Genomic DNA, 25,506 nt, shown 5'->3' with positions numbered 1-25,506 from the left:
ATTTAAAAAAACTACCGATTCTAAAATCCGCTTCCAATTGAGCACCGCTGAATGGGAAACTTTGAGGTCACAAATTGTGACCTCTAGTTTAAACTATGGAGGAAGGCGATATTTGCCTTACGCATTTGGCGAACAAGATATTGCCATGCTTTCTGCCGTACTTCGGAGTGATGTTGCTATAAAAGTGAGCATTGAGATTATGAATGCTTTTGTGGAAATGCGTAGAATACTTATCAGTAATGTCTCTCTTTTCCAGAGGTTAGATAAAATAGAACTAAAACAATTGGAAACTGATCAAAAATTTGAGGAGATTTTTAAGGCATTGGAAAGCGACAAGCTTCACAGCGAAAAAGGTATCTTCTACGATGGACAGGTTTTCGATGCCTATGCTTTTGTTTCAGATATTATCCGCACTGCTAAAAAATCCATTATCCTGATTGACAATTATGTGGACGATACAGTATTAACCTTATTGAGCAAACGAAACAACAATGTAACCGCAACCATCTATACCAAAAGCATCCATAATCAACTTCGATTGGACTTACGACGCTACGACAGTCAGTATTCTCCGATTGACATTAAAATCTTTTCAGATGCTCACGACCGTTTTTTGATTATTGACGACACAGAACTTTACCATATCGGAGCGTCACTAAAAGACTTAGGTAAGAAATGGTTTGCTTTTTCGAGAATGGATATTGAGGTGGGTAGAATGCTCAAAATATTGAATAAACAATAAACCCTCCAATTTTAGAGTGTTTAATTAGCATTAATTAGATTTTAAGGAATATCAAAACGTTGCTCCCTAGCTAGGGTAATAATCAGCTTACAAGTATCTATATAGGTAATATCTGTCAGATGTCAAGGCTTAAATCGTTTAGCCCTTTACCACTGAGTACGATTCGAGGCGATATGTTACTATTATTATCTCCAATTGTTTTACAAACCGTTAATTGCCTGTTCCTTATTTGTTTTTTTTTATTTTCTATTTTTAAACTCTTTTAATCTAAAGAATAAATAAACACAATTGCATTTTTGTAAAAACACAAAAAACATTGTACTTTACAGATTAGCACTATTTTTTACAAGTAATTAGCTATCTTTAATTCTAACATTGTCCTAATTTTGAGACTATGAAACAGACGAATACCCACCAAAAAATACATCATGGCAGAAACATCAAACGTTTCAGGGAAATGCTTGGTATCAAACAAGATGCTTTAGCCCTTGAACTCGGCGATGATTGGAATCATCAGAAAATCTCACTACTTGAACAAAAAGAAGTTGTAGAAAAAAGTATCCTCTCACAAATAGCTGCTATACTGGAAATTCCTGTAGAAGCTATTGTCAATTTTGATGAGACACAGGCAATTGTAAATATTCAAAATAATTATGAAGGTGCTAATTCAGGAAGCGGAACGTTAAGCAATAACGCAAACTATACGGACTGTGTATTTAATCCCATTGAGAAAATCGTTGAGCTTTATGAAGCAAAAACCATCCTTTATGAGCGTCTGCTCAAAGAAAAAGACGAAATGATAGCGCGTTTAGAAAAATTGATAGAACATAAGTAAAAAAGTCCCAGTCTATCCTTTTTTATTATTATTGATTCAATTTTGTTACTAAGTTGGGGCAAAATTGAATCTAACAGACGAAGTTTTACTATGTATTTTTGTCTAAAATTATTATTTTAACACCTTTCTTTCTTAGGCTTTACACGCAATATGGTGTATTTTAAGTTTTTTCCTTCCCGCTTCGGTTTTGTTTTGAAACGCTCAATTACAATCATACTTTAACAACTGTCCCTAAGGCTGTAAAAAATAATTTTAGACTACTTTTAATGCAAGACCTATTAACATAATCTTTTACACAGCACAAACTAAAGTTTTTCAAAAAATTAAAAAAGATGAGCAACCCGCTATTTTTGGTTTTTATTTTCTAAACCTGTATTACATAACATTACAACTCAACAACTATACATAAATTCGTAGACACTAGCATGTACAGCCATATAGACGATAACAATATCTTCTTTTTTTAAGAGACAAAGCAAAGAGGCGCTATTGGAAGTATAGCCTGTTGTATAGACAATCGAAGAACCAATTGGACGTTTGAAAAATCGAGAAATATTGTACGCTAACTCTTTGTGATAATTAAAATATCTCCCAATAAGAGGAGAAGCTCCTGCATCGGTTCCGAATCTTTAGACTCCTTATATAACTGCCCTTTTCACCTGAGGATGTTGTGTGAAACCAAGATAATCGTTACATACAAAACTAATATAAACACCTTGCTTAATATAGCCCTCAGCTGCTAATCCTATTTCCGGACTACATCCAGAAGTTCCAAGCGGTCGGTAATTCATAAATTTATTGCCACTAAGACAGTTTAGATATCCTTGATGAGATTTTGCTCACTGAAAAATATCAAGATTTAGAATATCCTCAAAATCTTTGAAACTTGCTTTGGTAAAATCAATGTTCATAATTTATAGTTTTTAATTCTGTTTGAATCAAGAATGTTACAAATCCATATAAAATTAATCGCCAAGTTCTAGTTGATTTTTAACTAGATTGTAATATTCTTTTCTTTTAGATATCAATTCTAAATGGTTGCCTTTTTCAACTATTTCCCCTTTCTTCAATACAATAATCTGATCAGCATTTTTAACCGTTGAAAGTCGATGAGCAATAATAATAACGGTTTTACCTTTGAAAAAAGATTGTAAATTGTCGTGAATGATTTTTTCATTTTCGGCATCTAATGCCGAAGTTGCTTCATCAAAGAAGATATAATGTGGATTTTTATAGACAGCCCTGGCAATAAGTATACGTTGTTTTTGTCCACCTGAAATACCATTTCCTGCTGTACCGATTTTGGTGCTATATCCCAAAGGTAAGTTGTCAATAAATTCCTCAATATTTGCAACTTTAACTGCATGTTTTAGTTTTTCATAATCAATTAATGCATCACCTGTGGCAATATTTCTTTCGATAGTATCAGAGAAGATATATCCATCCTGCATTACTACACCACAATTTTCACGGACACTTTTAGGAGATAAAGTCAGTATATCATCTCCATTATATAAAATTGATCCATTTGTTGCGTCATAAAATCTTAAAAGTAATTTCATCAGTGTCGTTTTTCCGCTGCCACTTGCACCAACTATTGCAGTAATCTTTCCTTCAGGAATAAATAAATTAACTTCTTTTAATACATAAGGTGATTTAGGCCCTTCATACTGAAAAGACATATTACTTATTGCAATTCCCTTTGAAATCTCACTTTTATGATTATTTTGATTAACAAAGAGAGATCTTAGTTCTTTCTGTTCCTCTTCTGGGTGATTTTGGACTTCATTAAGTCTTGCAAGGCTAAGTTTAGCATCTTGTAGAGACCTAAAGAAAACGATTAGTTGGTTAATTGGACTATTCATTTGACCTATGATGTAAGAAACACTGAGCAAAGCTCCTAAGGTCATTTTTCCATTTACAACTAGGTAAGCAGCAAGAAATGTGACCAAAATATTTTTTATCTGATTTATAAATTCAAAACCTGAGAGTTGAAGTTGATTTAACTTCATTGTCCTTATGTTAGTGATATAGAGTTTTTGTTGGATCTCTTCCCACTCATTCCTTCTGTTTTCTTCAAAATTATTAAGCTTCATTTCAGTTATACCATTTATAATTTCAAGTACTGACTGCTGGCTTTCGCTTCTTTGATGAAATCTAACATAATCAAGGATTTTCCTACGACGTAGCCAATATACCGACCATATAATGGATAAGGTGGTCAATATAAAATAGGTTGATAAAATACGATAATCATAGTACCATAAGACCGCAAAAAAAACTGTGCAAGTAATAGTTGAAAAGAATGTATAAAGACTTTGAGAAGTAAGAAAATGTTCAATACGTTCATGATCCGAAATTCGTTGATTATAATCACCTGCCATCTTTGTGTCAAAGAATTTTATTGGCAGCTTAAATAATTTTCTGAGAAAATCGGAAATGATTTGGATATTAATTTTTGTGCCAATAACAACCATAAGCCAATTACGAAATATTTCGAAAACGATATTTCCAGTATATAATGCTAATTGAGCTAAAATGAGATAATAGATGACATTTAGATTTTTTTTCACAACCCCTTCGTCTATGAGGTATTGCACTAAAAAAGGCAATATTAAGGTAATGCATGTTCCAAGTAATAACAAAAAAGCTAAGATGACAAATTGTTTCTTAAATGGAATTAAATACTTTAACACTGCTCTAAAAGATGTATTTACCTCTGGTTCAAATTCCATTTCTTCAAACCTTTCCGTTGTTTCTAAGAACAATGCTATGCCACTATTATTTTCAGATGCCCAAGATTTTTTTAGTTTTTCTTCTCCTACCTTAATAAGTCCGTGATCTGGATCAGCAATTTTGTATGTTAATGAATTAGAAAAAAAATTCTTTCTAATTTCATATAATACTACAAAATGATTCTGGTTCCAATACAGAATACACGGAAGTAATGTGTTATCAAGATCTTCCACACTCAAATTTGCGGCGTAGGAATCAAATCCTATTTCTTCTGCCGCTTGTTTGATTCCAAGTAATGATACCCCATCTCGGGTTAAATAACTTTTTTCTCTTAAATATCGAAGGCTAATTTCTTTTCCATAGAATCTTGAAATCATTGCCAGACATGCAGGTCCGCAGTCCATTTGGTTATGTTGTGGTATAAATTTCATTCTAATTAAGTTCCTATTATTAATAATTCATCAAGTGGGGGTAATGATGGATTTAATGAACTAAGTAAACTACATCCTATGCCTGCTATTCCCCAACCAAAAGAATATTTAGGTGCCGTATTTTGATCTTTATATTTTTCTAAAGCAAACTTAAATTTAGATATGGTATCTTGGTATGGGTCTTTACTCATTAAAATTTGTCTAAGCCAATAGTTTGACACTTCTTCAGGGATAATATGTCCTATGTACTTAGATAAACGTTGTATGATGAAGTACACTCCAGAACAACCGAAAATAATACCACCGTCCAAAGTATATTTCGGATTAAAAGACCTCGAAATTGTATGTTTTAACATGATTTCTATTTCTGCTCTAAGCAGGGTATCATTGAGAACAAATGACACCTCATACAATGATAAAAGGATCCCTAAGTCACCATAACACATAGATAATTGCGTAGGAACGTTTTTTACATCTATGTCTGGAAAAAAATTTGGGAAATAGCCATCCTTAAATGTTCTTTTTTGTTCCATAAGGAAGTTCACAGCATTCTCAAGTATTCTAAGATCATGACTATTACTTGTTAAAATATTGTTTTTAAATAGTTTGGTCAGGAAATTTACAATCATAGCAGAACCATGAGATATACCTAAGTAAACTCTATTATCATAGGCAGGAGCTCTCCAATACATTTGATCCTCTCCCTGAGAAATTGCAGAATGATGTAATCCGCTAACAATTTTTTTCAATACGTTTGTACTACTGTCACTTTTGGAGTGGATATGATAGTTTAGAAAAAAGTGGCCTTGCGCTAGTGCACCGGAAAAAAAATCATAATCATTGTTTTTTAATGAAGGTTTGAGAATTTCTTCCAAAGTTTCACTTATTTGTTCATAAAAAGAGGTGAAATCATAACAATAATTAAATCGTTTATCGATAAATAATAAGCCTTTCCCAAATGAAGAAAACAGATTTGATAATGTATCTCCCCGGTACTTAGGAGTGAATTTACTTAACCCTGATTGCTTTATAATGCTATTTATTGACTGTTCAATCATTTCTTCAGCCATATCAAAAAATTCTTTTTTATGATACGTTTCATACATGAAAAAATAAAAAATAGCTATCCCTAAGTATCCACTTTCGACTGAGGCATCTTTAAAATGACTTAAATTGTTCCGAATGTCAGAGTCAATTTCGAATAAAATAGCCTCAATTGCCGTTTGATTGTTTTTTATTTCTTTCATAAATAGATTTGTAGGCTTTATAAACAATGTAATAAATCACCAGTTCATGCATTCGTATTTTTGTTTGAAACAACCTATTCATAGATAAGTGTATCAAATCGTGAATTGTATCCACTAAACCGGTTTCTCTCAAATTTTTTATATATACATTGTCGAGCACCTTTTGAATATTATGTGATTTGGTTTCTATTATCAAAAACAAATTGGAGTTTTCTTCACGAACATTTTTTAAAATTACTCCTTCGACTACTTCTCTATATTGTCGAAACTTATTGTTTAGTGATAATCTTAAATTTTTAATTGCATCAGAGCTACGTTTAGCTGTAAATTCAGGCAAGAATTTTTGGAAAAGTTTTTCCATAATAACCCAACGATCTTCATCCTGAATTTTAAAATCAGATAATAATGCGTCGATAGATATTGTTGCCGCAGTTATCCTTGATTGATCCCCATTAATCACTTGAATTAACTTTAGAAGATTGACAGCACATAAACTGTCATAGTAGAATATTTTCTCTGCATTTATTATATTAAGAAGCTCATACCTTTCTATTTCTCGACTGTATGTGTCATATTGAATCCTAGCCAAACCATTTTTATAATATATACTTTGTAATTTAGCATTAATTATCCCTATGAATTTATGTCCCATGGAGATATTGATTCTTAATCTTAGATGGAAGTCAGGGTCTTCATATTTAACATAGAACCATAGTATTTCTTGATTCGCTTCCTCACACAAGTCTCTTATCCAGGAACTTAATTCCATTATTAAATTATCTGAAAAAGAATGTGCACAATAGATTTTTATATAGGTCCATTGGGTTCCTGGTGGAAAGTGACGATCACTTGTTTCGACTGGAAGACTATCCTTATTAACCTTATTTAAATCAGAACCTGTTTTAGCCTCACCGATTAGGGGTATAATATATTCAGCCGCAAATTGAACGTTGTCTTTAGTATTTTTATATAACGATAATGTCGATTCAAAAAGGATAACATTAGATTTTTTTATTTCCTTACAAAGTAATTCCAAACAAAATGGTATTTCACAGTCAAGATACAAGGTGTTATCATGCTCTGTAATGGAACAATACTTAGGGGCTTGCAATTTCTTAAGCAAGCTTTCTAATTTTGCAACTGTCATCTTTTTATCTTGCGATATCCGCCACTGTGCGGGTTTTAATATCAGTTCTTTGTATTCGACTCTCGGTAGATATTTAAATTGGTTTATAAAAGACCAATCCCAGCTAAACCCATTATATATTTTGTAATTTTCTAAATCTCCCAAAAATTGTATGAAAGGCAATTGACTCTTTCTCTGGTTATAGGCAGAAGAAATTTTTGGAAAGATTATCTTTTGATATTTTTTTGAACGAAGAATTATATTCTTATTTCGCACACTAATCATTATGTCATCAATTTTGATTATGTTTCGTTTATTATTTTGATCTGAATTAGTGACGTAAGACAATTCATATTGATAATTGTTCGGTCTCATTAAAACATTTCCTATCCGCGGATACGGAACGTGATTTACTTCTACATATATTGCTCCGCTTATATGAGTTTGACTAATACTTTTATTTAATTTTTCATTGAGGGTTCTATTGTGATAAGCATAACGCGATAAAATGTTTTCCATATAAGGCGTTGGAAGAGAAGATTTACACAGGAACTTAAATTTTCCATTCTGTAAATCAGAATGCGATTCAGACAGAATATCTCCGAAAATAAAGTAACTCTCGGCAACAGGCGGTAACTTTTCGTTAGAAATTGAATTTAAATCCTCTTCTGTAAGTTGTATGGGTTTCTTTTCGATAAAATGCTCCCTATATTTTTCGAGTACTAATCTTATTATTGGTGGAACAGAAATAATGTCACTTCTAGTGTTATCCGAGAAAGCAATATCTCCTATTAACGGAGTCTGTTCAATGCTTCCAGAAATATGTGAACCATAGCCTAACCCATATTGCGGATCAAGGGCTTCTACCAATGGAATCTCTTCTTGATCATATTTATTAATAAACTTATTTATAAATTTTTCCAATTGTGAATTCTGTTTGGTTTGACTTAAAGGGGATAATTCTTTTGCTCTCAAACAGATTTTATCGACAATTTTTTTATCAATTTGATTTTGATTTGTATTTATTTCGAGATCAACTTGGAATTGTTGTAGTTTTTCGCTGTACAGATGGCTGTATATATTCGTTAAATCTTCAAGAGCCGAAATATTTATATTATTACCAGTGTTTTGCTGAAAGTTCAGTATGGGGTTTAGATGCTCGGTTGAAAGGTTTTTAATTTTTAAAAACTCCACAAGTTGATCTAAAGGATTCTCTAATCCCAATATCCTTGGTGGGATAATCGGTATAAGAATTTTGCTCTTAATGATGTTGTCAACATACCCAACTACATCTTCTTTAGAAAATTCACCTGTTGTTTTACATATTTCATTAACTAGCTGATCACGGGTAACACCTCTTCTCGCATATTCTAATACATAATTTAGGATTTCATCCGAATCAACCTCACTTATGCTAAAATCGCTATTACTTTCTAATTCGATGTACCTTATTTTATCATTGTAATAATATAAGGAATCTGTAGGCACGTAGGATAATTGTGATTCTAAAGCAATATTTTTGCTGTATTCTATTAGTTTGTTTAGAAAATGTAAGTCGATCCTAACGTGCGCTGTCTTTGGATTTTCAGTAGCTATCTGTAATTCTGTGTTGATCTTTTCCCCAATCTTTCCAATCGAAAAGCCGGCAAAAGTTCCATAAGGCGTCGCCCGAGTGCACATCCTCGAATAATATTTATATAGGGTGAATAGCACTTTATCATTCCAATTAAAATCAGAATCGCTTTTAATCCAATTGAGTGCTTCGTAATAGAACTCTTTGGACGAAAAATAAATAGATAGTAGAAATTCTTTATTATCAAAGATTGTTTTAATTTTCTTTTTATCCCTCATTTGAAGCCCTTCGGTTAATAACAAGAAATTCTGTACAGGAAAACTGGGGGTTCTGACAAGATAGAAATCAAGAGGGTGAAACATAATATTAGGTATAGCGGGTGAATATTTATTCTAAGTATTTTTTGTTTAAAAGAACTGATGAAATGGAATACTCCTTTAAAAAAAAACAGCCTCCCTATTGTCAGGAAGACTGCCTTGATTTAAGAGTAATCTTAAGCTCCCGTCTCAACTATAGTTGTTCCTGTACAAACAATAGTTGATCCTTTATCACGACATATGATTTCCGGGTCTTTACTTAAAGCGGTACCGTTTCCGCCTTTTACAGCTCCAAGCTGATCGTCGTTCAATTTAGCAATAGTTATTTTGCTCAATTCTAAGGTTCTGAATTTTTTACTCATGACATTAAATTTAAAAGTTTAGTCTCTACTCTTTCTGGATTTTCGAGTTCCTCCCATACGCGCGTATTTTTGTTATATTAATTAATCCTGTTTTTGTCTTCAAATTGTATTCTCTTATTTACCCCTTTTACTTTATTGCTACCAAATGTGTAACTTAAACTTACAGTTAGTCTTCGGTGATCATTGTAGTTATAAAATTGATAGCGGTAGCCATTATTATAAGTGTAACCATCATTTTTCAATGTTCTAAAAACGTCATTTACAACAGCACTAATATTCAACCTCTTCTCAAGTAATGCTGCTTTAAATCCAATAGAAAAGTCCGCCTGATCTTTTAGATACATGTTTGAATATGTAAAAGGTAACTGGTGCCAGAAATTTACTAACAAGTTATATGTCTTTTGATTGTTCAGTGAGATGGTATTGTGCATCGAATAATACAAAGAGTAAATGTCCAGTGGCTCCAAATCAGCTATTGACGGGGTGGTTTTAGTATACGATCCATCAGAATTTATAGACATTTCCCACCTATTAAATAAGGTTTTATAAAATCCTATGCTAATACCTGTAGTATTCTTGTCAAAACCATTCTCAATTTTATTTTCAACTATACCATTTTCCAATTTTGCGATACTGGAAGTGTTGTTTTTACTGAACTGATGGTATAACCCGACATTTAAAGTCCCATCCAAAGAATAGTTTAACTCTAAATTATCATTGAATGTTGGTAAGAGAAATGGATTGCCTGTATAATATATATATTCGTTTTTATACCATCTGAATGGATTTAAAGACTGAAATCCAGGCCTACCAATTCTCTTGGAATAATTTAATGATAGGGAATTTCTTTCATTTGGCTTATAACTTAGGTAAGCAGTAGGAAAAATCTTACCATATTTATCTGAAACGACACCTGTTAATTGTGTAGGACTTTTGCCATTTAAGGAGGTGTACTCATAACGGATTCCGGCTTTTGCTGACCATTGGTCATTGAAATCCTTCTGCGTGCTGATATATGCAGCATAATTATGTTCTCTATAGTCGAAGATGTTGCTATTCGCCAAATTTATCACCTTTTCTTTATCAATAAAATCAAAGTATGATACATCTGAATTGTTATCCAATCTTGTGTATTTCACACCTGTTTCAATTGAAACCCAGTTATAAGGCAGGCTTAAATCCGCTTGCACAGAATAAATGTTATAATCCATGGTGCTATTGTTCTGGGCTATCGAATTATTCTGGTTTTGGTTATTTATCGTATGGAATTCATTTAATCTATCAGAAACATTCCCGAAATAATTGGCCGTCAAATTCAATTTTTTACCTAAACTATCTATCTTCAAATCGTAAAATAAGTTTAGAGTATGGGCTGGTGTGTTCCATCGCTGAAAAGACGGGTTGATAAAAACCGAGTCTATAATCGATGATGCGGATTTATAGATACTTTTCCCATCTGCATCAATGTTATATTTAGCTTTACCGAAGTCATATATTAAACCTAAATTAGATTTAGGGGATAATTTTACGTCCAAACTATAGTTTAATCCTATACCACGCGCCCTATCTTTTCTTGTCTCGGTGGTATAAATTCCGTTGTTCTCGCCAATAAGATCAATAGTGCCATCCATTAGATAGCTCCTATCATGCTGGCGAAGCCGCAATGAAGAGCTAATGACGCTAGATTGATAATTGACGACTCCTCCCAGACGCATACCATTATAATGATTTCTTTGATAAGAGCCTGTAACACTTCCACTCCAACCCAGATTTGGGTTTCTTTTCAAGATAATGTTGATAATGCCACTATTACCCTGCGCTTCATATTTTGAAGGCGGAGTATTAATAACTTCTATTCTTGCAATATCATCCGATCGTAAAGACTGTAAATAATTTGTCAGCTCACTACCCGAAAGATTAAGCATTCGATCATTTACCATTATAGAGACACCACCTTTACCAACAATCGAGATACTTTCGTTTTGCACCCGAACTAACGGAGTCGTCCGCAGTGCATCTAAACCACTCATTCCTTGTGAAGCAATAGATTTTTCCACATTATATACCATCCTGTCAACTTTTTGCTCAATCAGTTTCTTCCTTGCAGTAATTGTTATCCCCTCCAGAGCAACCGATTCATCTATCGTAATTTCTCCTAAATCTAAATTTTTGTTCAACGCTAAACCTTCATTAAAGTATTCGGTTCCAAATTGTTCAATAAGTAGTCTAAATTCTCCTTTATCAACTTTAAATAAAACAACCCCAGAACTATCGGTTACTACTTGACTAACAAGTAATGTGTCATTTTTGAGCAAACTTGCATAAACAAATTCAACTGGTAATTTATCTTTATTTACGACTTTTCCTTTCAGAATGTATTGCTGTGCAGAGGCCACCTCATTGTTTAATAAAGTAGCGAGTAGGAATAATATGATTGTCTGTAGGTTTTTCATAATAATACCTTAGGTTTTAGAAATAACGTTTCGGTTATTGATAATAACTCCCTACCCAAAGAAATAAAAAGACTTTCTAATTTCCAAAGTTTTTTAAAAAAAATAATTTAAAAAACAAACATAACAGACAACAAATCAACATATTGCATTTACAAATATGATCTTTAAATTATATTTTTACATTAAAAATTCTTTCAGAAAAAGCTATTTAAATCAGATGATTTTAAACAATTATATCTTTCACTGAAGAAATAATAAAAACACTAGAAATGATTTAAACAGGAGAAAAGAACAGGAAACTACAACAAAATAATTGTGACAGCTGAGATAAAAAACGAACCCTTTTGAATTAAATGTACCTAATCTGGATCATTTTGGATTCGCTCCAGTTCAATAGTAATGATTTCTACAATGTCTTGCTTTATTTGACGCTAATTGGCTTCAATTTCCTGCTTCATGTTGTCCGTTCCGCTTTCATCGGTAAAGGAGGGACGTTATATGGGAACTGCTCCTTTGGGATATGTCAATAAGATATCCGAAGACAAAAAGATATTTATTGCGATAAATGAAAGTGAAGCACTGCTTTTAAAATGGGCATTTGAACAGATTGTTGCCAACAATTTCAATACCGAACAAATATGGAAAAAGGCACGAGAAAAAGCCAATGGAAAAAACAGGTTTAGTAAGTCTGATATTTGGGTAGCCTTACGCAACCCGCTTTATTGTGGCAAAATATTTATTCCACCATATAAAGATGAACAAGGATATTTTGTTATTGGGCAACACGAACCATTAATCAGTGAAAAGATGTTTGCTGATCTTCAGGATGTTCTTGACGTAAGAAAAAATGTGATTAAGCCCAAAATTGTTGTAATGGAAAATTTGTCTCGTAGACGTTTTCTTAAATGTCCAAATTGTAACAAGATGTTAACTGGCAATGCTTCAAAAAGCCATATGGGTACATACTATTATTATTACCATTGTAGCTCACCTTGCAAAACAAGATTTAGAGCAGAAATAGTTAACGAAGCATTTGTGAGACAATTAAAATATCTTTCACCAAAGGCGGGAATGCTAGCTGCTTTTGTGAAAGCCTTTATAAATAGCTTCAACAACACGACAAAAACACAAAATAAAGAACGTGTAACTATTATAAATGAGATTGATCAATTGAATAAAAGATACCATAATCCACTTCTGAAAAATGCGGATGACGAAATGGATTATGAGGACTGTCAAGAAATAAAGAAATTAACCAGAGGTAGTATTGAGAAATTAGAAGGGAAACTAAATGCCTTAGCATCCGTAGGTACTGAAATCAAAGATTTAATTGCAACTAACTTAAAAAAGGTAGCAAACAGTGATAAATGCTTTAAAAACGGGGATAATGAAGAAAAAAGGGCAATAATAAGTTCGATGTTTCCGGAATTTTTGCTTTTTGATGGAATTCGACATCGAACCTCAAAAACAAACTCAGCAACAACACTTATGTATCAGAATGCCAGTAAATTATGAGGTAAAAAAAAAGACAAATCTAAAAATGATAGATTTGTCTCTGCAAGTGATCCAACCAGGATTCGAACCTGGGACCTACTGCTTAGAAGGCAGTTGCTCTATCCAGCTGAGCTATTGGACCTCATTTAGGATATGTTGTTATCGCCTTTTAATACAATCTGAATTCTAATTTTAAAGCTATTCTTACAAGGGAAATTGACTAAAAATTTTGAATTTTCAACGGTGCAAAGGTATTTCCTTTTATTCTACTACGCAATTATTTTAATGCTTTTTTAAAAAAGAAAATATCACAAAAATATGCTGTCTTTATGACTTTTCACAGCTGAACCTGCCGCGATATAAAGCAGTAGTATAAAACATATTGCAGTTTCATCAGTAAGTTATAATACCAATTAGGTCAAACATTAAAGAAAGTTGCTCTTAGGGCGAGTTTCTCATTAAGAGCGAAAAAAGTAGTATCTAATCAAGCTACCATATTTAATTTTTATAGGATAGGCAGTTTTACCCCCCTCTTTTCGGGCCTTCTCAATTTCAATTTCTCATAAACTATTTATAATTACACTTGAAAACAATTCGTATGGAACTAAAAAACATTAAAGCAGTCATCACTGGAGGAACCAGCGGTATCGGTTATAAAACGGCAAAAATGCTCAGAAGTCACGGTGCTCAGATCGTGATTTGCGGCAGAAATGAAGCGAACGTATGGCAAGCGGCAACCTCATTAAACCAAAGGGATTTATAGCAGATGTCAGTATAGAAGCCGATGTATTGGCATTGTTCGAATATGCTATCTCCGAAATGGACGGAATCAATGTATTGATTAACAATGCGGGAATTGGCGGATTTGCTAAACTGGTAGATGCCACTACAGCCGATTTCCAAAAACTCTGGAAAATCAATGTCCGAGGTTTAGTTATGGCTGGTCGTGCGACAGCACAATATTTTATAATACAAGATTCTGGCCATATCATTAAGATCGGTTCTACAGCGGCACAACTGGGATTTGCTCAAGGCTCTGCTTATGTAACTAGTAAATTTGCCGTGTCAGAACTAACAGAATGCTGGCGTACTGAGTTGCGCTCACCTAACGTTCGCGTGATGCGGATAAACCCAAATGAAGTGTTGACCGATTTCAGTACCAAGCTCGGTATGCCGCAACAAAACAAAGACGGTAAACTAAATCTCGGACAAATTGCACATAAAATAGAGGCCATGCTCGGTATGGCTAATGTCGGTTTTACTCCCGATGCTGCTGTTTGAGCTACAAATCCCCGGTAAAACATTAGGCGTATTTAAATAGCTCAACGATGCGAAAAACGCTTAATAAGCCGCATGTCGACTATATATAGCAGATATAATTTTAGAACTTTGTGCTATTATCAGCTCTAAGAAATACACTTCGTCTAAACTCGACTCTTTAGTTATTTGAGAAGTCGCGTTTTTCAGTTTTGATTTAGTGAGCTTGAAAGGATTCAAAATTTCGCTTAGAATACGAAACTTTAAATAACGACTGGTATTTTCACTTTCCATGAAATTAAAAACTACCTTGTCTTGGTCAAGCGCTCCAACAATTCTCGTTTATAGGTAATGCCAATCGGCCATTTTTCCTGGTCGATAAACACATGACTTTCGGTGTGACATTCTATGCACTCTAAATTCACTATATGTGATTTGTGAATACGCATAAATTTTTTGGCTGACAAGTTTGACATTATTTCCTGTGTTGTCGTAGTTGCAAGATAAACCCGAAGTTTGGTAAATACTTTGACATAATTACCGTAACTTTGGATATAAACGATGTCATTTTGATCGATTTCGATGTTTCCCCCATCTATTTTTAAACTGATTTTGCGAGGCTCCTCTACAGCTGACGCGGGGTAAATTGACAAAAATCGCTCTATAGATTTAATAAATCGCGGGAGTGAAATTGGTTTTAACAAATAGTCAGCTACATCATAATCATAACTTTCCAGAGCGTACTGCGAATGTGCCGTGGTTAAAATGGTTTTCGGCGGGTTTGACAGCGATTTAAGGAATTCGATACCCGAAATTTCGGGCATATCAATATCCAGAAAAATCAGATCTATCCGATTATTCCGTATATAATCCAGCGCATCTAAAGCGTTGTAACATTGAGCCTCCAAATTTAAATTGGCATTTTTCTCTATATAACTCGCCAAGACATAATGAGCGGCAGGTTCATCGTCGATAATCAAGCATTTATACGGTAGTGGATTCATATTTACAAGCTAATTTTTAAATCGGTATAAAATACCCTTTCAGAAGCAATAATATTCAAATTGTATTTTTCCGGGTAAATCATTTTTAGTCGCGTTTTGGCATTTTCCAATCCAACTTTAGTCGATGGAAATGGCTCTTTTTTTACCGGTACAGAGTTTTTTATTTTAAGGGATAACTCGCCATTGTTGACGCGCAGATTGATATGAATAAAACAAGCATCGATGTTGGACGTGCCGTGTTTAAAGGCATTTTCTACGAAAGTAAAAACAATCATGGGCGCTAGGTAATACTGCTTTAAAGCGTCGTCGTAAAATTCAAATTCGATTTTACATCGATACCCTACCCGTTCGCGCTCCAATTCGATGTAACTTTGAATAAATGATACCTCATCTTGTAAAGAAACCAAATCTCTATTGCTGTTTTCAAGCTGATACCGCAATAATTCCGACACCTTCATGATGACGCCTGGGGTTTTTTCCGGAAATTTTATACTCAATCCATAAATGGTGTTGAGCGTATTAAAAAGGAAATGCGGATTGAGTTGTTTGTTCAACAAATCGATTTGATTTTTATTGGACAAGATTTCTTTATTAGCCGCATATTTCTGACCACGGTAGTACTCCAAAAATTGTGTGGTTCCCAAAATGCAGATACACGAACCCAATAACACCCCAAATTGGTACTGAAAGGTGAGTTTCGAAGAGTCTTTAAAAAAATAACAACTCGTATACAATACATCTTTAGTAAGGTGGTACAGTAAAAACGTAAATACCACCAGGGCCACCAAGGTAAGAAACACATACCAAAACCAATTGTACTTCTTTTTAAACAAGATGGGCAAGAGCAAGTAACGATTGAGCTGTGCATGGGTATATAACAATAAGAAATAGATGATACCGAGAAAAAAACTTTTTAAACTCGCAATCAATATCCAATCGTTAAGCGTGAAAAGCATAAAAGAGAAGACCAATATACCCAGTTCCTGCATCCATTTACGCTCCAAATAATCCATTGTATTCCATACTTTCATAGTACAAAATTAAACATAACCAGCCAATAGCTGTTTAATAAATGACCAATTAAAGTCGTCATTTATCAATTTACAAGAGCATTTCGTCCCTTTTTCGGGACAATTAATACCTTATATTTGGCTTTAAATCCTCATTAGTGCTGTCAAAATGATAAAAATAAACACCAAACAAATAATCTTATACACCACCGGCATTGCTTTACTGCTCTTTGGGCAGCGCCATTTTTGGGAAGATCTGCAGCGCGCTAAAGGTGAAAAAGAACAAGCCGATACACAAAACAAGCAAGCCGCTATCGAATCAAACAAACCCTTTGAAACACAGGAATTGATTCTGGATACGATCCAAAACACCCTTAAAAATCCACATATTTATTTTCAAACGGTACACGTAGGCAAAGTCAATATCAAAGCGCTAAAGAGATTTAACAAAACAACGGTAGAAACCCATGATGATGAAAGTGCCTCAGACAGCTTCTAAAACCTATATCGCACAAACCCGGCGATTGTTTCATTGTCACATCAAAGTCAAAATCCCTGCTTCTCAAAGCGAAGATTTGCTCGATGCTTGCTTCGAATTACTAGAACAAATAGATTTGAGCTATAACTCCTATCAGTCGGGTTCCTATTTCGATGCGATAAACCGACAGACCGGTACATGGGTCAATGTGGATCAAACCTGTATACAAATGTTGCAAACTGCGAAACTGGTATCGAAATTAACGTCGGGCAATTTTGACATCAGTTGTATGCCGCTGATTCGACTTTGGGGATTTTACAACGAGTCAACCTCTGGTATTCCCAGTAAAATTGAACTCGAAAAAACCTTGAATTTGGTTGACTACCAATCGATTTTGATCGATGGTTCACGGGTCAAAATCAAGCCAAATCAAGAATTGATTACCGCTGCTTTTATCAAGGCATATGCGGTTGATCAAGTGATTGCCTTGCTGCAAGAATGCGGGGTTACAGATGCTATTGTTAATGCAGGCGGCAGCAGTATAGCTGCTTTAAACGACGAGAGTCATCCGCAGTGGACCATTCACATCCCCGATGCGTTAGACCCACAAAGACAAAATCAGACATTAAAAATAAGTAATCAGTGCTTTAGCCTATCAGCACGGGCAAAAAATTATAAAGTTATCGATGGAAAAGTATATGGGCATATACTAAATTCCCAAACAGGGCTACCGGTTGCTACTGCTCAAGTAGGGGTACTTACCAACAAAGCCTTTGTAGGAGATATGCTGTCTACCGCCTTGTTTAGCGCTGATTTTTTAGAGTATAGTGCCCAACTCAAAAATTTAAAAGAACACTTTGACTTTAGCAGTTTTCGCATAGAAGAAGACGGCCGTAAAACGACAGATTTATGCTTGTAATACCCTCTCTAAAAAAGAAAACAAAATACCTTCCTATAAGGTTTATCGCGGATTCTAAGGATTTGTACGTTCCGCTAAACACTTATAACGGCACGATGACCCCTGTTGTAGTGCTGGGAGAACAGGTTAAGAAATACCAATTACTCGCAGAGACTAGCGGGGTATTCGCCGCCAAAATTCACGCGCCCGTATCTGGAGTGGTTAAGGCATTTTTAACCGTGAATAACCAACCGGTTGTGCAGCTCGAAAACGATTTTTTAAATTTGGAAATCGCTACTGTACCGCAAGATGGGCTTCCGTTAACAGCAAATCACTTTATACAAACATTGTTAAATCATGGCATACAAGGAGCTGGAGGGGCACAATTTCCGACCCATTTAAAATACAACCTCCAACAAAGACCCATACATACATTAATTTTTAACGGTACCGAATGCGAACCTTTTTTAACAGCCGATATAGCACTATTACGTGAAAAAACATGGGAATTACTAAGTGCTGCACAACGGATGCACACCCTGATACCCAATGCACACCTGGTATTTGCCATCGAAAGACAACACCGGCATTTGCTAGGGCCATTAAAGGAAAACGCCCTAAAGCTCGATTTAAAAATAAGCGTAAAAGTTTTGCCCGATGGTTATCCGCAAGGTGGAGAATTGCAATTGATTAAATCGGTCACGTCTCTGGAATTAAAAAAAGGCAGCATCCCTGCCAATTACGGCGTACTCGTTAGCAATATCGGAACCCTTTGGAGTATTTACAATGCCCTTTTTGAAGGTAAACCCACCGTGGAACGCGTGGTTACTGTATCTGGAAATGCCTGTACCCATCTCGGAAATTACCTGATTAAAATTGGCACGCCTATCGCTCATGTTTTAAGGGAAACCCACAATGAATGGGATGCAGATCAACACTTGCTAGTGCTTGGAGGTGCCATGATGGGAAAAGCGGCAGTTTCTCCGCTATCACCAATTCACAAGGGCTCAGGAGGGGTGTTGATTATGCGTAAAAACAAACTCCACGCCAACCATTGCATTCAGTGCGGTTTATGCGTTGATGTATGCCCGCAAAAACTGATGCCCCTAGAACTGGTGCGCCACAATATTTCCAATAACTTGGAGCAGTTACAGCAATTTAACCTGCACGACTGTATTGAATGTGGTGCCTGTGCTTATGTATGCCCTAGTGATGTACCGCTAATGGAAAACATCTTTGATGGAAAAAACAAGTTAACTCACCCCCTTTACGCTCAGAAATAAATAGCATGTCACTAAACCCTTATTTAAAATCGCGATTTAACAACAGCCAATACGTTATGTTGGATGTGATTCTGGCACTGCTACCACTGGTATTTGTAGCGTGGTTGGCCTATGGTAATTTAGCCTTACAGCAAATCGGCATTTCGATTTCTACTGCCTTAATAACCGACGCGATTTTTTCTGCATTACTCTTAAAAAAACGCCACAGCTATATCGATGGTTCCGCTGTCATTACTGCGTTGCTATTGGTTTTTACATTATCACCCAGTACTCCTTGGTATATGGTGGTTTTCGGATCGTTTGCCGCTATTTTATTCGGAAAAACAGCTTGGGGTGGTTTGGGTAAAAACCGCTTTAATCCCGCATTGGTAGGGCGCGAATTTATGGCGGTGTTTTTTGCTTCAACCCTGAGCTCGTCAACAATTTGGGAAACCACCGATTTGGTAGAAACCGCAGCTTTTAATCTATTTCCCGGCCTTAACCTTCCCTATTTATCAGAATATCTAAGTACAGCGGTTTACAAAACCACAGGCGCAATGGGTGAATTCTCCATATTCGCCATAGCCTTAGGCGGCTTTTACCTTTTGATACGAAACAGAATCAGCTGGCATATTCCAATTACTTTAATAACTACTTTTACATTGATGTGCTGGTGCTTTGGCGATGAAACACTAAAATTTTCACTGGCAGGAATTCTCTTAGGCGCATTGTATATGGCTACAGACATGCCTTCTAGCCCGACAAACAGCAGCGGTAAAATTTATTACGGATTCTGTATTGGCCTAGTTGCTTTTATATTTGTAAAAGGCGGCGTTCGCTATGAATACATGTCGTATTCGATTTTGTTGTTAAATGGTTTTTCACCTCAAATCAGTCTGGTTTTTAAACCCCAAGTGTGGGGAGAAACGCGAGATTGGAAAAAGAGTATCGAGGCTGTTTTTATGCTTAGTCTCCTTATTTTAAGTGTTGCATTTGCCGTGCTTAGTCTATACTACTACGATTTAATTCCGTATCTGATTTACCTTTATATCATCTACATCCTCATCAAATTCAATTATTCATTTTCAAAAAAGACTACTCATGTTATTTAATTCCAGTTTAAAAAAACTATGTTCGTTTGCCTTAATTTTGGTTGCTTTTATCAGCTGTCAAGAGCCAAAAATCGAACAACTCGTGTACAAAGGTTCAGACAAAGAGGCAATTATTAGCAATATCCTAAATAGACGCGCAATTAGAAAATACACCCTGGAGCAGGTTGGTATAGAAAAAATAGATACCATTATGCGCAGTGCAATCTATGCTCCCAGTGCCTTAAACAAACAACCCTGGGAAATACGAGTGGTGCAAAACCCGACGATACTAGAGGAATTCAACAAACGTTTTATGGCCTTCGCCCAAGGGAAAGAATTTCAAGGATCGGCCGCAAATTATAAAAGACCGGGATTTAGCATCTTTCACAGTGCTCCTACTGTCATTGTCATTGCCAGCGACAAATCCAATCCCAATGCCAAAATGGATGTCGGAATTGCTTTGCAGAACATTTTGCTCAGTGCAGATGCCTTAGGTCTGGGAACCTGTCCGTTGGGAACTTTAGTACCGATTTTAAACCTACCCGAAAACCAAGATTTATTAAAATTATTAAACATACCCGAAGGGTATGAAGTGGCTATTAATGTAGCGTTGGGTTACCCCAATGAAAGCCCTACAGCCCCGATTCGCTATAGCGATAAAGTGAAAATCATCCAATAAGCTTCAATCATTTCATTTAGAAATCGGAATATAATTCCCCAAAACCGCTGTTAATACACGTCCTTTGTTCCGCATAGAAAGGTATTAACAGCGCTTTATTTTAGCGGTTAGCATTGCGATATTCCAACGGTTTCTCACTAGTGTGTTTGCGGAAATATCTACAAAAAGTGGTGGCATCTGCAAAATGCAATTGGTGCGCAATCTCGTAAACCGGCAAATCGGTACCTTGTAAATACGACTTGGCCTTGATAACAACCATTTCCGAAATGACTTTTGATGCAGAAATCCCCGTTCGCAAACGAATCAAAGTGGTTAAGTATTTGGGGGTAAGCTTTAATAAATGGGCGTAAAATTGCACCGATCGCTCCGTCATATAATATTGATGTACCAAGTTGTAAAACTGAAAAACAGCGATGTCTTTTCGCGACGAGGGATACAATAAGGCTTCTTGCTGTTGGTAAAAAACATTGATTTGACCGATTAGCGAAAACAATAAATACTTGATAATTTGCGGGTGAAATTTGGAATAAGAATTATCAAAATTGGTTTTTAATAAGTCAAAATACGTTTGATAAATAAGCCGTTTATCATCACTCAACGAAATTACCGGTTGGGAAAACAGCGTTTTTAAAAAATTGTAATCCGAGGGCAATACCAAATCAGATATATCGTCAAAATCGAATAACAAACAACAAAACGAACTGTCGCTTTCCAAATTCTTTACCTCTACTATACTTTGGGGTAAAACGGTTAGCATATCACCTGCCTTTAGCGTGGTTTTCTGTAAATTTACCCGAAGCTGTACCGAACCTTTAACACATAATGAAATCAAGATCCCTTTGCTATTGTAATTTGCTTTATAAAATACAGCTGGCAATATATCAGCAGTATACATAACCAATATACAATCTTCTATCGTTTTCATAACTACATTTTTTTATCTTGAATGTGGTAACTTTTCGTTGATTCCGATATAAAGATACACATAAACGACCTTTTGCACATTTTTATCCAAATATAATCTATCGCAAATCAAGAAAGCCTTTGCAATTTTGCAGCAGTAAAAACAAAAACCATGGAAACCCACAAAGTAACAGTAAACGGAACGGAATATACCTTATACAAAAATTACCAAAATCTCGAAAGATTGCGCTTGAAGTTCAATGCCATGACAACAAATTTTTGGGGATTTGATTTTGAAAATTTTTATCAATCTACTTTTTGGGATAGTAGCTGTATGTTGTACACTCTTTTTCTAGAAGATGAAATTGTAGCACATACTACCGTTTCCCTATTTAAAACCAACTGGAATTCAAAACAGTTGCTTTGGGCACAAATAGGCACGGTCATGACTGAGCAGCGATTTCAAAAAAGAGGGCTCGCACGTTTTTTAATGCAATACATTCAAGGGGAATTTAAGCATCAAGTGGACGGAATGTTTTTATTTGCCAACGATACCGTAACCGAATTTTATCCGAAATTTGGATTTATTCCAGTAGACGAATATCAAGCTAGCCTTAGCGGCGTTTTTGCCAATACGGGGCAAATCGTACAACAGCTGAATCTCGATTGTTCTTCAGACTTGGAACTCTTTGAAAACTACGTGGAGCAATCCATCCCTACTGCTGCGCTACACATCAATAATAAAGGTTTGGCTTTTTTCTATACCTACGCCTATCCTGAATTTGGTTATAAACAAGTTATATACTTTTTGGAACAATTAAAAACCGTAGCTGTGGCAGAGATTAAAGAAAACACTTTAACTATAGTACAACTCTATCAATTGGAAATTTCTCCTCTGGAAGACGTAATCCACGCTTTGGCTCACACTCCTGTAACGAACGTCCGTTTTGGCTTTACCCCCTTGGGATTGAAGACCACTTTTGAGCGCTATAAAGAAGATGACCTCACTTTGTTTGTATCCGAAAATCTCGCAGAAGTATTTGAACAACAAAAGCTGATGATACCCATGCTATCTCATACCTAAAAAACAGCTAATTCTATACTTATCTAGTTCCTATTACACATTCATAAATTGATCAAAAAACTACCTGTCTCAAGATTTCATAATTAGCAGGTGGCTAGACTCTTAACTAAATCTGGTGTTTTAGATACAGCAGACAAAATTAAATATGGGTTTTCCTTTGTTATTTTTCATGCATTTTCTCCTATTTCACCTTAATTAGTTGATAAAATAAACAGGTAGTTGCGCTACATTTTCCATTTGTTTTCTATACTTTAGCAATTATTTAACATTTAAACTCAAAGAAATGGAACTGCTAATAGAAAAGATTTACAATGTTGTTTGGAGTGATGTCTTGGTGTTTCTATGTTTATTAACGGGTGTATACTTTAGCATTCGGTTTAAGCTACCTCAGGTCATGTACCTCAAGCAAATGGTGCTGTTGCTTTTTAAAAACAGTGCTTCCGACAAGGGAATTACATCGTTTCAGGCCTTTGCCTTAGCGATTTCAGGTCGGGTGGGCACGGGTAATATAGCCGGTGTAGCCACGGCGATTGCCATGGGCGGACCAGGCGCTATCTTTTGGATGTGGGCCATTGCCTTTTTGGGCAGTGCGTCGGCTATAGTGGAAGCGACCCTGGGACAGATGTACAAGGTTGAAAAAAACGGACAATATCGGGGTGGCCCTGCTTTTTATATCTTAAGAGGACTCAACAACAAGGCCTTTGCCTGGGCCTTTGCCATAGTAACCATAATCAGTACGGGTTTTTTATTGCCGAGTGTACAGAGCAACAGCATCTCCGTAGCAGTAAAGTCAGCTTTTGACGTTCCCATGCACTATACCGGAATTGGACTTGCCCTACTATTGGGCATCATCATTATCGGTGGGGTGAAGCGAATCAGTCGGGTGGCGGAATACGTAGTGCCCTTTATGGCGGGTTCCTATATTTTGATGTCGTTAACCATCATCGCCATCAACATCACCGAAGTTCCTGCGGTATTCTCACTGATTTTTAGTTCGGCCTTTAGTTTGGATGCCACCTTTGGCGGTATCGTTGGTTTGGCAATTTCCTGGGGTGTTAAACGCGGTATATACAGCAATGAAGCCGGACAGGGAACCGCTCCCCATGCCGCTGCTGCCGCAGAGGTTTCGCATCCCGTAAAACAAGGACTGGTACAGGGTTTTTCTGTCTATGTCGATACCTTATTCGTCTGTACGGCTACCGCCTTGATGATTTTATTTACCGGACAGTACAACGTAGTCAATCCCAAAGGCGGATTTCTAGTCGAAAACATCCCCAAGGTGGAAATGGGTCCGGAATACACACAATTTGCCGTTTCACAGCATTTTCCACTCATCGGCAGTGCCTTTGTAGCCATAGCCCTTACCTTTTTTGCCTTTACCACCATCATGGCCTATTACTATATAGCCGAAAGCAACATCAGTTTTGTCATGCGGAAAAACAAAAGCCAACTCCTGATTTGGTGTCTGCGCATTTTTATACTGTTCGCGACTTTTATGGGTTGTATTACCACGGCAAAAACCGCTTGGGTATTGGGCGATATCGGTGTGGGATTAATGGCCTGGCTCAACCTCATCGCCATACTGCTGTTGCACAAAAAAGTGGTGGTGCTGTTTAAGGATTACAACCAACAACTCAAAGCCGGTAAAGACCCCGTTTTTGACAACAGCAAATATCAATTTCCCAATATGAGCTTTTGGAATAAAAAGTAGCCCTAAACAAGCTTTACTAACACCGTCTGACCCTTAGAAACGATCAATTCCGACGTCGTCCATGCCATCTATGGGTCACTGTCCTGTACTATTTCCGCCTTTTCCAGAGCGATTGAACACTGCCAACAAAACCGACCCTACGAATGATATACCAGTCATTACATCTAAAAAACAAGGCTAATGAACGATATATCATACAATATAAACTGTAGCGATGCAGCTATAATTCGAAAAATTGGTCAATTCATCAAATCAAAATGAATAAGCCAAGACCTCACTCAAGATCAACTTGCGCAGCAAGCCGCTATGAGTCGCTTTACCTTGAGCTTAGCCGAAAGAGGAGAAAACACTAGCTTGGTTAATTTGATCAAAATATTACGCGTACTCGATGCAGTCTATGTATTGGAGCACTTCACAGTAGCGCCAAAAACAAGTCCCATATTACTGGCCAAAGTTGGAGAAAAAACAAGGCTACGCGCTTCAAAAAGCACCTACATCTCCCCAAACGATGAGGTAATATGGTAACAACAGCCCTTGTAAAACTATGGGGAAAAAGAATTGGCGCTGTAGCTTGGGATGCCAAACAAGGTATTGGATTTTTTGAATACGACAAAAAATTCATTCAAACATCTCTTGAACTTTCCCCCATTAAAATGCCGCTTTCATCAAATATCTAAGTCTTTTCAGAATTGTGAAACGCCTACCTTCAAAGGATTACCCGGCTTATTAGCCGATTCGCTACCCGATAAATACGAAAAAGAACTGATCAACACTTGGCTCGCACGAAATGGACGGCCGGAAAACTCACTCAAT

Annotated in this window: 22 protein-coding genes, 1 tRNA gene and 1 pseudogene; 15 read left to right on the top strand and 9 right to left on the bottom strand. The window is 35.9% G+C overall.

The window, feature by feature from the left end:
* Positions 1–37: 37 nt before the first annotated feature.
* Both ACQZ43_RS08990 and ACQZ43_RS08985 read left to right on the top strand, forming a co-directional pair.
* The gene (locus ACQZ43_RS08990; protein ID WP_430611836.1) at positions 38–742 is read left to right on the top strand and encodes an ORF6N domain-containing protein; all 705 of its coding nucleotides are present in this window, start codon (positions 38–40) and stop codon (positions 740–742) included.
* A gap of 394 nt (positions 743–1,136) precedes the next feature.
* A complete protein-coding gene (locus tag ACQZ43_RS08985) occupies positions 1,137–1,577 on the top strand; it encodes a helix-turn-helix transcriptional regulator (protein ID WP_430611834.1) in 441 nt (146 codons plus the stop codon).
* Positions 1,578–2,542: 965 nt separating this feature from the next.
* Here the strand turns inward: ACQZ43_RS08985 and ACQZ43_RS08980 are convergent.
* The 5 genes from ACQZ43_RS08980 to ACQZ43_RS08960 all read right to left on the bottom strand — a co-directional run bounded on the left by ACQZ43_RS08980 (position 2,543) and on the right by ACQZ43_RS08960 (position 11,822).
* Positions 2,543–4,744: a peptidase domain-containing ABC transporter gene (locus tag ACQZ43_RS08980; RefSeq protein WP_430611832.1), complete on the bottom strand. Its 2,202-nt coding sequence runs from the start codon at positions 4,742–4,744 to the stop codon at positions 2,543–2,545.
* A 5-nt stretch (positions 4,745–4,749) separates the two neighbouring features.
* Entirely contained in the window at positions 4,750–5,991 is a 1,242-nt protein-coding gene (locus ACQZ43_RS08975; RefSeq protein WP_430611830.1) for a lanthionine synthetase LanC family protein, read from the bottom strand.
* Complete coding sequence (locus ACQZ43_RS08970; protein ID WP_430611828.1) at positions 5,957–9,052, bottom strand: lantibiotic dehydratase; 3,096 nt, start codon at positions 9,050–9,052, stop codon at positions 5,957–5,959. Before ACQZ43_RS08970 ends, ACQZ43_RS08975 begins: the two co-directional genes overlap by 35 nt.
* 131 nt (positions 9,053–9,183) lie before the next feature.
* On the bottom strand, positions 9,184–9,369 hold the full coding sequence (locus tag ACQZ43_RS08965) for a class I lanthipeptide (protein WP_430611826.1): 186 nt from the start codon (positions 9,367–9,369) through the stop codon (positions 9,184–9,186).
* A gap of 77 nt (positions 9,370–9,446) precedes the next feature.
* The gene (locus ACQZ43_RS08960; protein ID WP_430611824.1) at positions 9,447–11,822 is read right to left on the bottom strand and encodes a TonB-dependent receptor domain-containing protein; all 2,376 of its coding nucleotides are present in this window, start codon (positions 11,820–11,822) and stop codon (positions 9,447–9,449) included.
* Positions 11,823–12,278: 456 nt separating this feature from the next.
* Between ACQZ43_RS08960 and ACQZ43_RS08955 the strand changes: the two genes are divergently transcribed.
* Complete coding sequence (locus ACQZ43_RS08955; RefSeq protein WP_430611822.1) at positions 12,279–13,337, top strand: recombinase family protein; 1,059 nt, start codon at positions 12,279–12,281, stop codon at positions 13,335–13,337.
* A gap of 47 nt (positions 13,338–13,384) precedes the next feature.
* Here ACQZ43_RS08955 and ACQZ43_RS08950 read toward each other — a convergent pair.
* Positions 13,385–13,458, bottom strand: a tRNA-Arg gene (locus tag ACQZ43_RS08950).
* Positions 13,459–13,914: 456 nt separating this feature from the next.
* Between ACQZ43_RS08950 and ACQZ43_RS08945 the strand changes: the two genes are divergently transcribed.
* Both ACQZ43_RS08945 and ACQZ43_RS08940 read left to right on the top strand, forming a co-directional pair.
* Positions 13,915–14,079, top strand: a complete 165-nt coding sequence (locus ACQZ43_RS08945) for an SDR family NAD(P)-dependent oxidoreductase (protein WP_430611820.1) — start codon at positions 13,915–13,917, stop codon at positions 14,077–14,079.
* The gene (locus ACQZ43_RS08940) at positions 14,040–14,597 is read left to right on the top strand and encodes an SDR family oxidoreductase (protein WP_430611818.1); all 558 of its coding nucleotides are present in this window, start codon (positions 14,040–14,042) and stop codon (positions 14,595–14,597) included. The genes ACQZ43_RS08945 and ACQZ43_RS08940 overlap by 40 nt, the downstream gene beginning before the upstream one ends.
* Positions 14,598–14,878: 281 nt before the next feature.
* On the opposite strand, the gene ACQZ43_RS08935 is transcribed toward ACQZ43_RS08940, so the two are convergent.
* Both ACQZ43_RS08935 and ACQZ43_RS08930 read right to left on the bottom strand, forming a co-directional pair.
* Entirely contained in the window at positions 14,879–15,577 is a 699-nt protein-coding gene (locus ACQZ43_RS08935) for a LytR/AlgR family response regulator transcription factor (protein ID WP_430611816.1), read from the bottom strand.
* A gap of 2 nt (positions 15,578–15,579) precedes the next feature.
* On the bottom strand, positions 15,580–16,608 hold the full coding sequence (locus ACQZ43_RS08930; protein ID WP_430611814.1) for a sensor histidine kinase: 1,029 nt from the start codon (positions 16,606–16,608) through the stop codon (positions 15,580–15,582).
* 148 nt (positions 16,609–16,756) lie between these two features.
* Here ACQZ43_RS08930 and ACQZ43_RS08925 point away from each other — a divergent pair, with 148 nt between their 5' ends.
* From ACQZ43_RS08925 to ACQZ43_RS08905, 5 genes are read left to right on the top strand one after another with little or no spacing between them, the layout of a single operon-like run.
* A complete protein-coding gene (locus ACQZ43_RS08925; RefSeq protein WP_430611812.1) occupies positions 16,757–17,086 on the top strand; it encodes a hypothetical protein in 330 nt (109 codons plus the stop codon).
* Positions 17,055–17,984: an FAD:protein FMN transferase gene (locus ACQZ43_RS08920; protein WP_430611810.1), complete on the top strand. Its 930-nt coding sequence runs from the start codon at positions 17,055–17,057 to the stop codon at positions 17,982–17,984. Before ACQZ43_RS08925 ends, ACQZ43_RS08920 begins: the two co-directional genes overlap by 32 nt.
* Positions 17,975–19,246 carry an electron transport complex subunit RsxC gene (rsxC, locus tag ACQZ43_RS08915; protein WP_430611808.1) on the top strand — a complete coding sequence of 424 codons (1,272 nt, stop codon included), beginning with the start codon at positions 17,975–17,977 and terminating at the stop codon, positions 19,244–19,246. The genes ACQZ43_RS08920 and rsxC overlap by 10 nt, the downstream gene beginning before the upstream one ends.
* A 5-nt stretch (positions 19,247–19,251) precedes the next feature.
* Positions 19,252–20,337: an RnfABCDGE type electron transport complex subunit D gene (locus ACQZ43_RS08910; RefSeq protein ID WP_430611805.1), complete on the top strand. Its 1,086-nt coding sequence runs from the start codon at positions 19,252–19,254 to the stop codon at positions 20,335–20,337.
* Positions 20,327–20,995: a nitroreductase family protein gene (locus ACQZ43_RS08905; RefSeq protein WP_430611803.1), complete on the top strand. Its 669-nt coding sequence runs from the start codon at positions 20,327–20,329 to the stop codon at positions 20,993–20,995. Before ACQZ43_RS08910 ends, ACQZ43_RS08905 begins: the two co-directional genes overlap by 11 nt.
* A 100-nt stretch (positions 20,996–21,095) precedes the next feature.
* On the opposite strand, the gene ACQZ43_RS08900 is transcribed toward ACQZ43_RS08905, so the two are convergent.
* On the bottom strand, positions 21,096–21,920 hold the full coding sequence (locus tag ACQZ43_RS08900; RefSeq protein WP_430611801.1) for a helix-turn-helix domain-containing protein: 825 nt from the start codon (positions 21,918–21,920) through the stop codon (positions 21,096–21,098).
* Positions 21,921–22,070: 150 nt separating this feature from the next.
* On the opposite strand from ACQZ43_RS08900, the gene ACQZ43_RS08895 reads away from it, so the two are divergent.
* From ACQZ43_RS08895 to ACQZ43_RS08875, 5 genes and pseudogenes are all read left to right on the top strand, one after another.
* A complete protein-coding gene (locus ACQZ43_RS08895) occupies positions 22,071–22,982 on the top strand; it encodes a GNAT family N-acetyltransferase (protein WP_430611799.1) in 912 nt (303 codons plus the stop codon).
* 283 nt (positions 22,983–23,265) lie between these two features.
* Positions 23,266–24,693: an alanine/glycine:cation symporter family protein gene (locus ACQZ43_RS08890; RefSeq protein ID WP_430611797.1), complete on the top strand. Its 1,428-nt coding sequence runs from the start codon at positions 23,266–23,268 to the stop codon at positions 24,691–24,693.
* 306 nt (positions 24,694–24,999) lie between these two features.
* Positions 25,000–25,218 carry a hypothetical protein gene (locus tag ACQZ43_RS08885; protein WP_430611795.1) on the top strand — a complete coding sequence of 73 codons (219 nt, stop codon included), beginning with the start codon at positions 25,000–25,002 and terminating at the stop codon, positions 25,216–25,218.
* The gene (locus tag ACQZ43_RS08880) at positions 25,212–25,370 is read left to right on the top strand and encodes a HipA N-terminal domain-containing protein (protein WP_430611793.1); all 159 of its coding nucleotides are present in this window, start codon (positions 25,212–25,214) and stop codon (positions 25,368–25,370) included. Before ACQZ43_RS08885 ends, ACQZ43_RS08880 begins: the two co-directional genes overlap by 7 nt.
* Positions 25,294–25,500, top strand: a pseudogene (locus tag ACQZ43_RS08875) (hypothetical protein); the annotation flags it as partial. The gene ACQZ43_RS08880 and the pseudogene ACQZ43_RS08875, both read left to right, overlap by 77 nt.
* Positions 25,501–25,506 lie beyond the last annotated feature (6 nt).

The organism is Flavobacterium sp. JP2137 (assembly GCF_050562195.1).
Classification (GTDB): Bacteria; Bacteroidota; Bacteroidia; order Flavobacteriales; family Flavobacteriaceae; genus Flavobacterium.
This window is presented reverse-complemented; position numbering and strand designations above follow the sequence as displayed.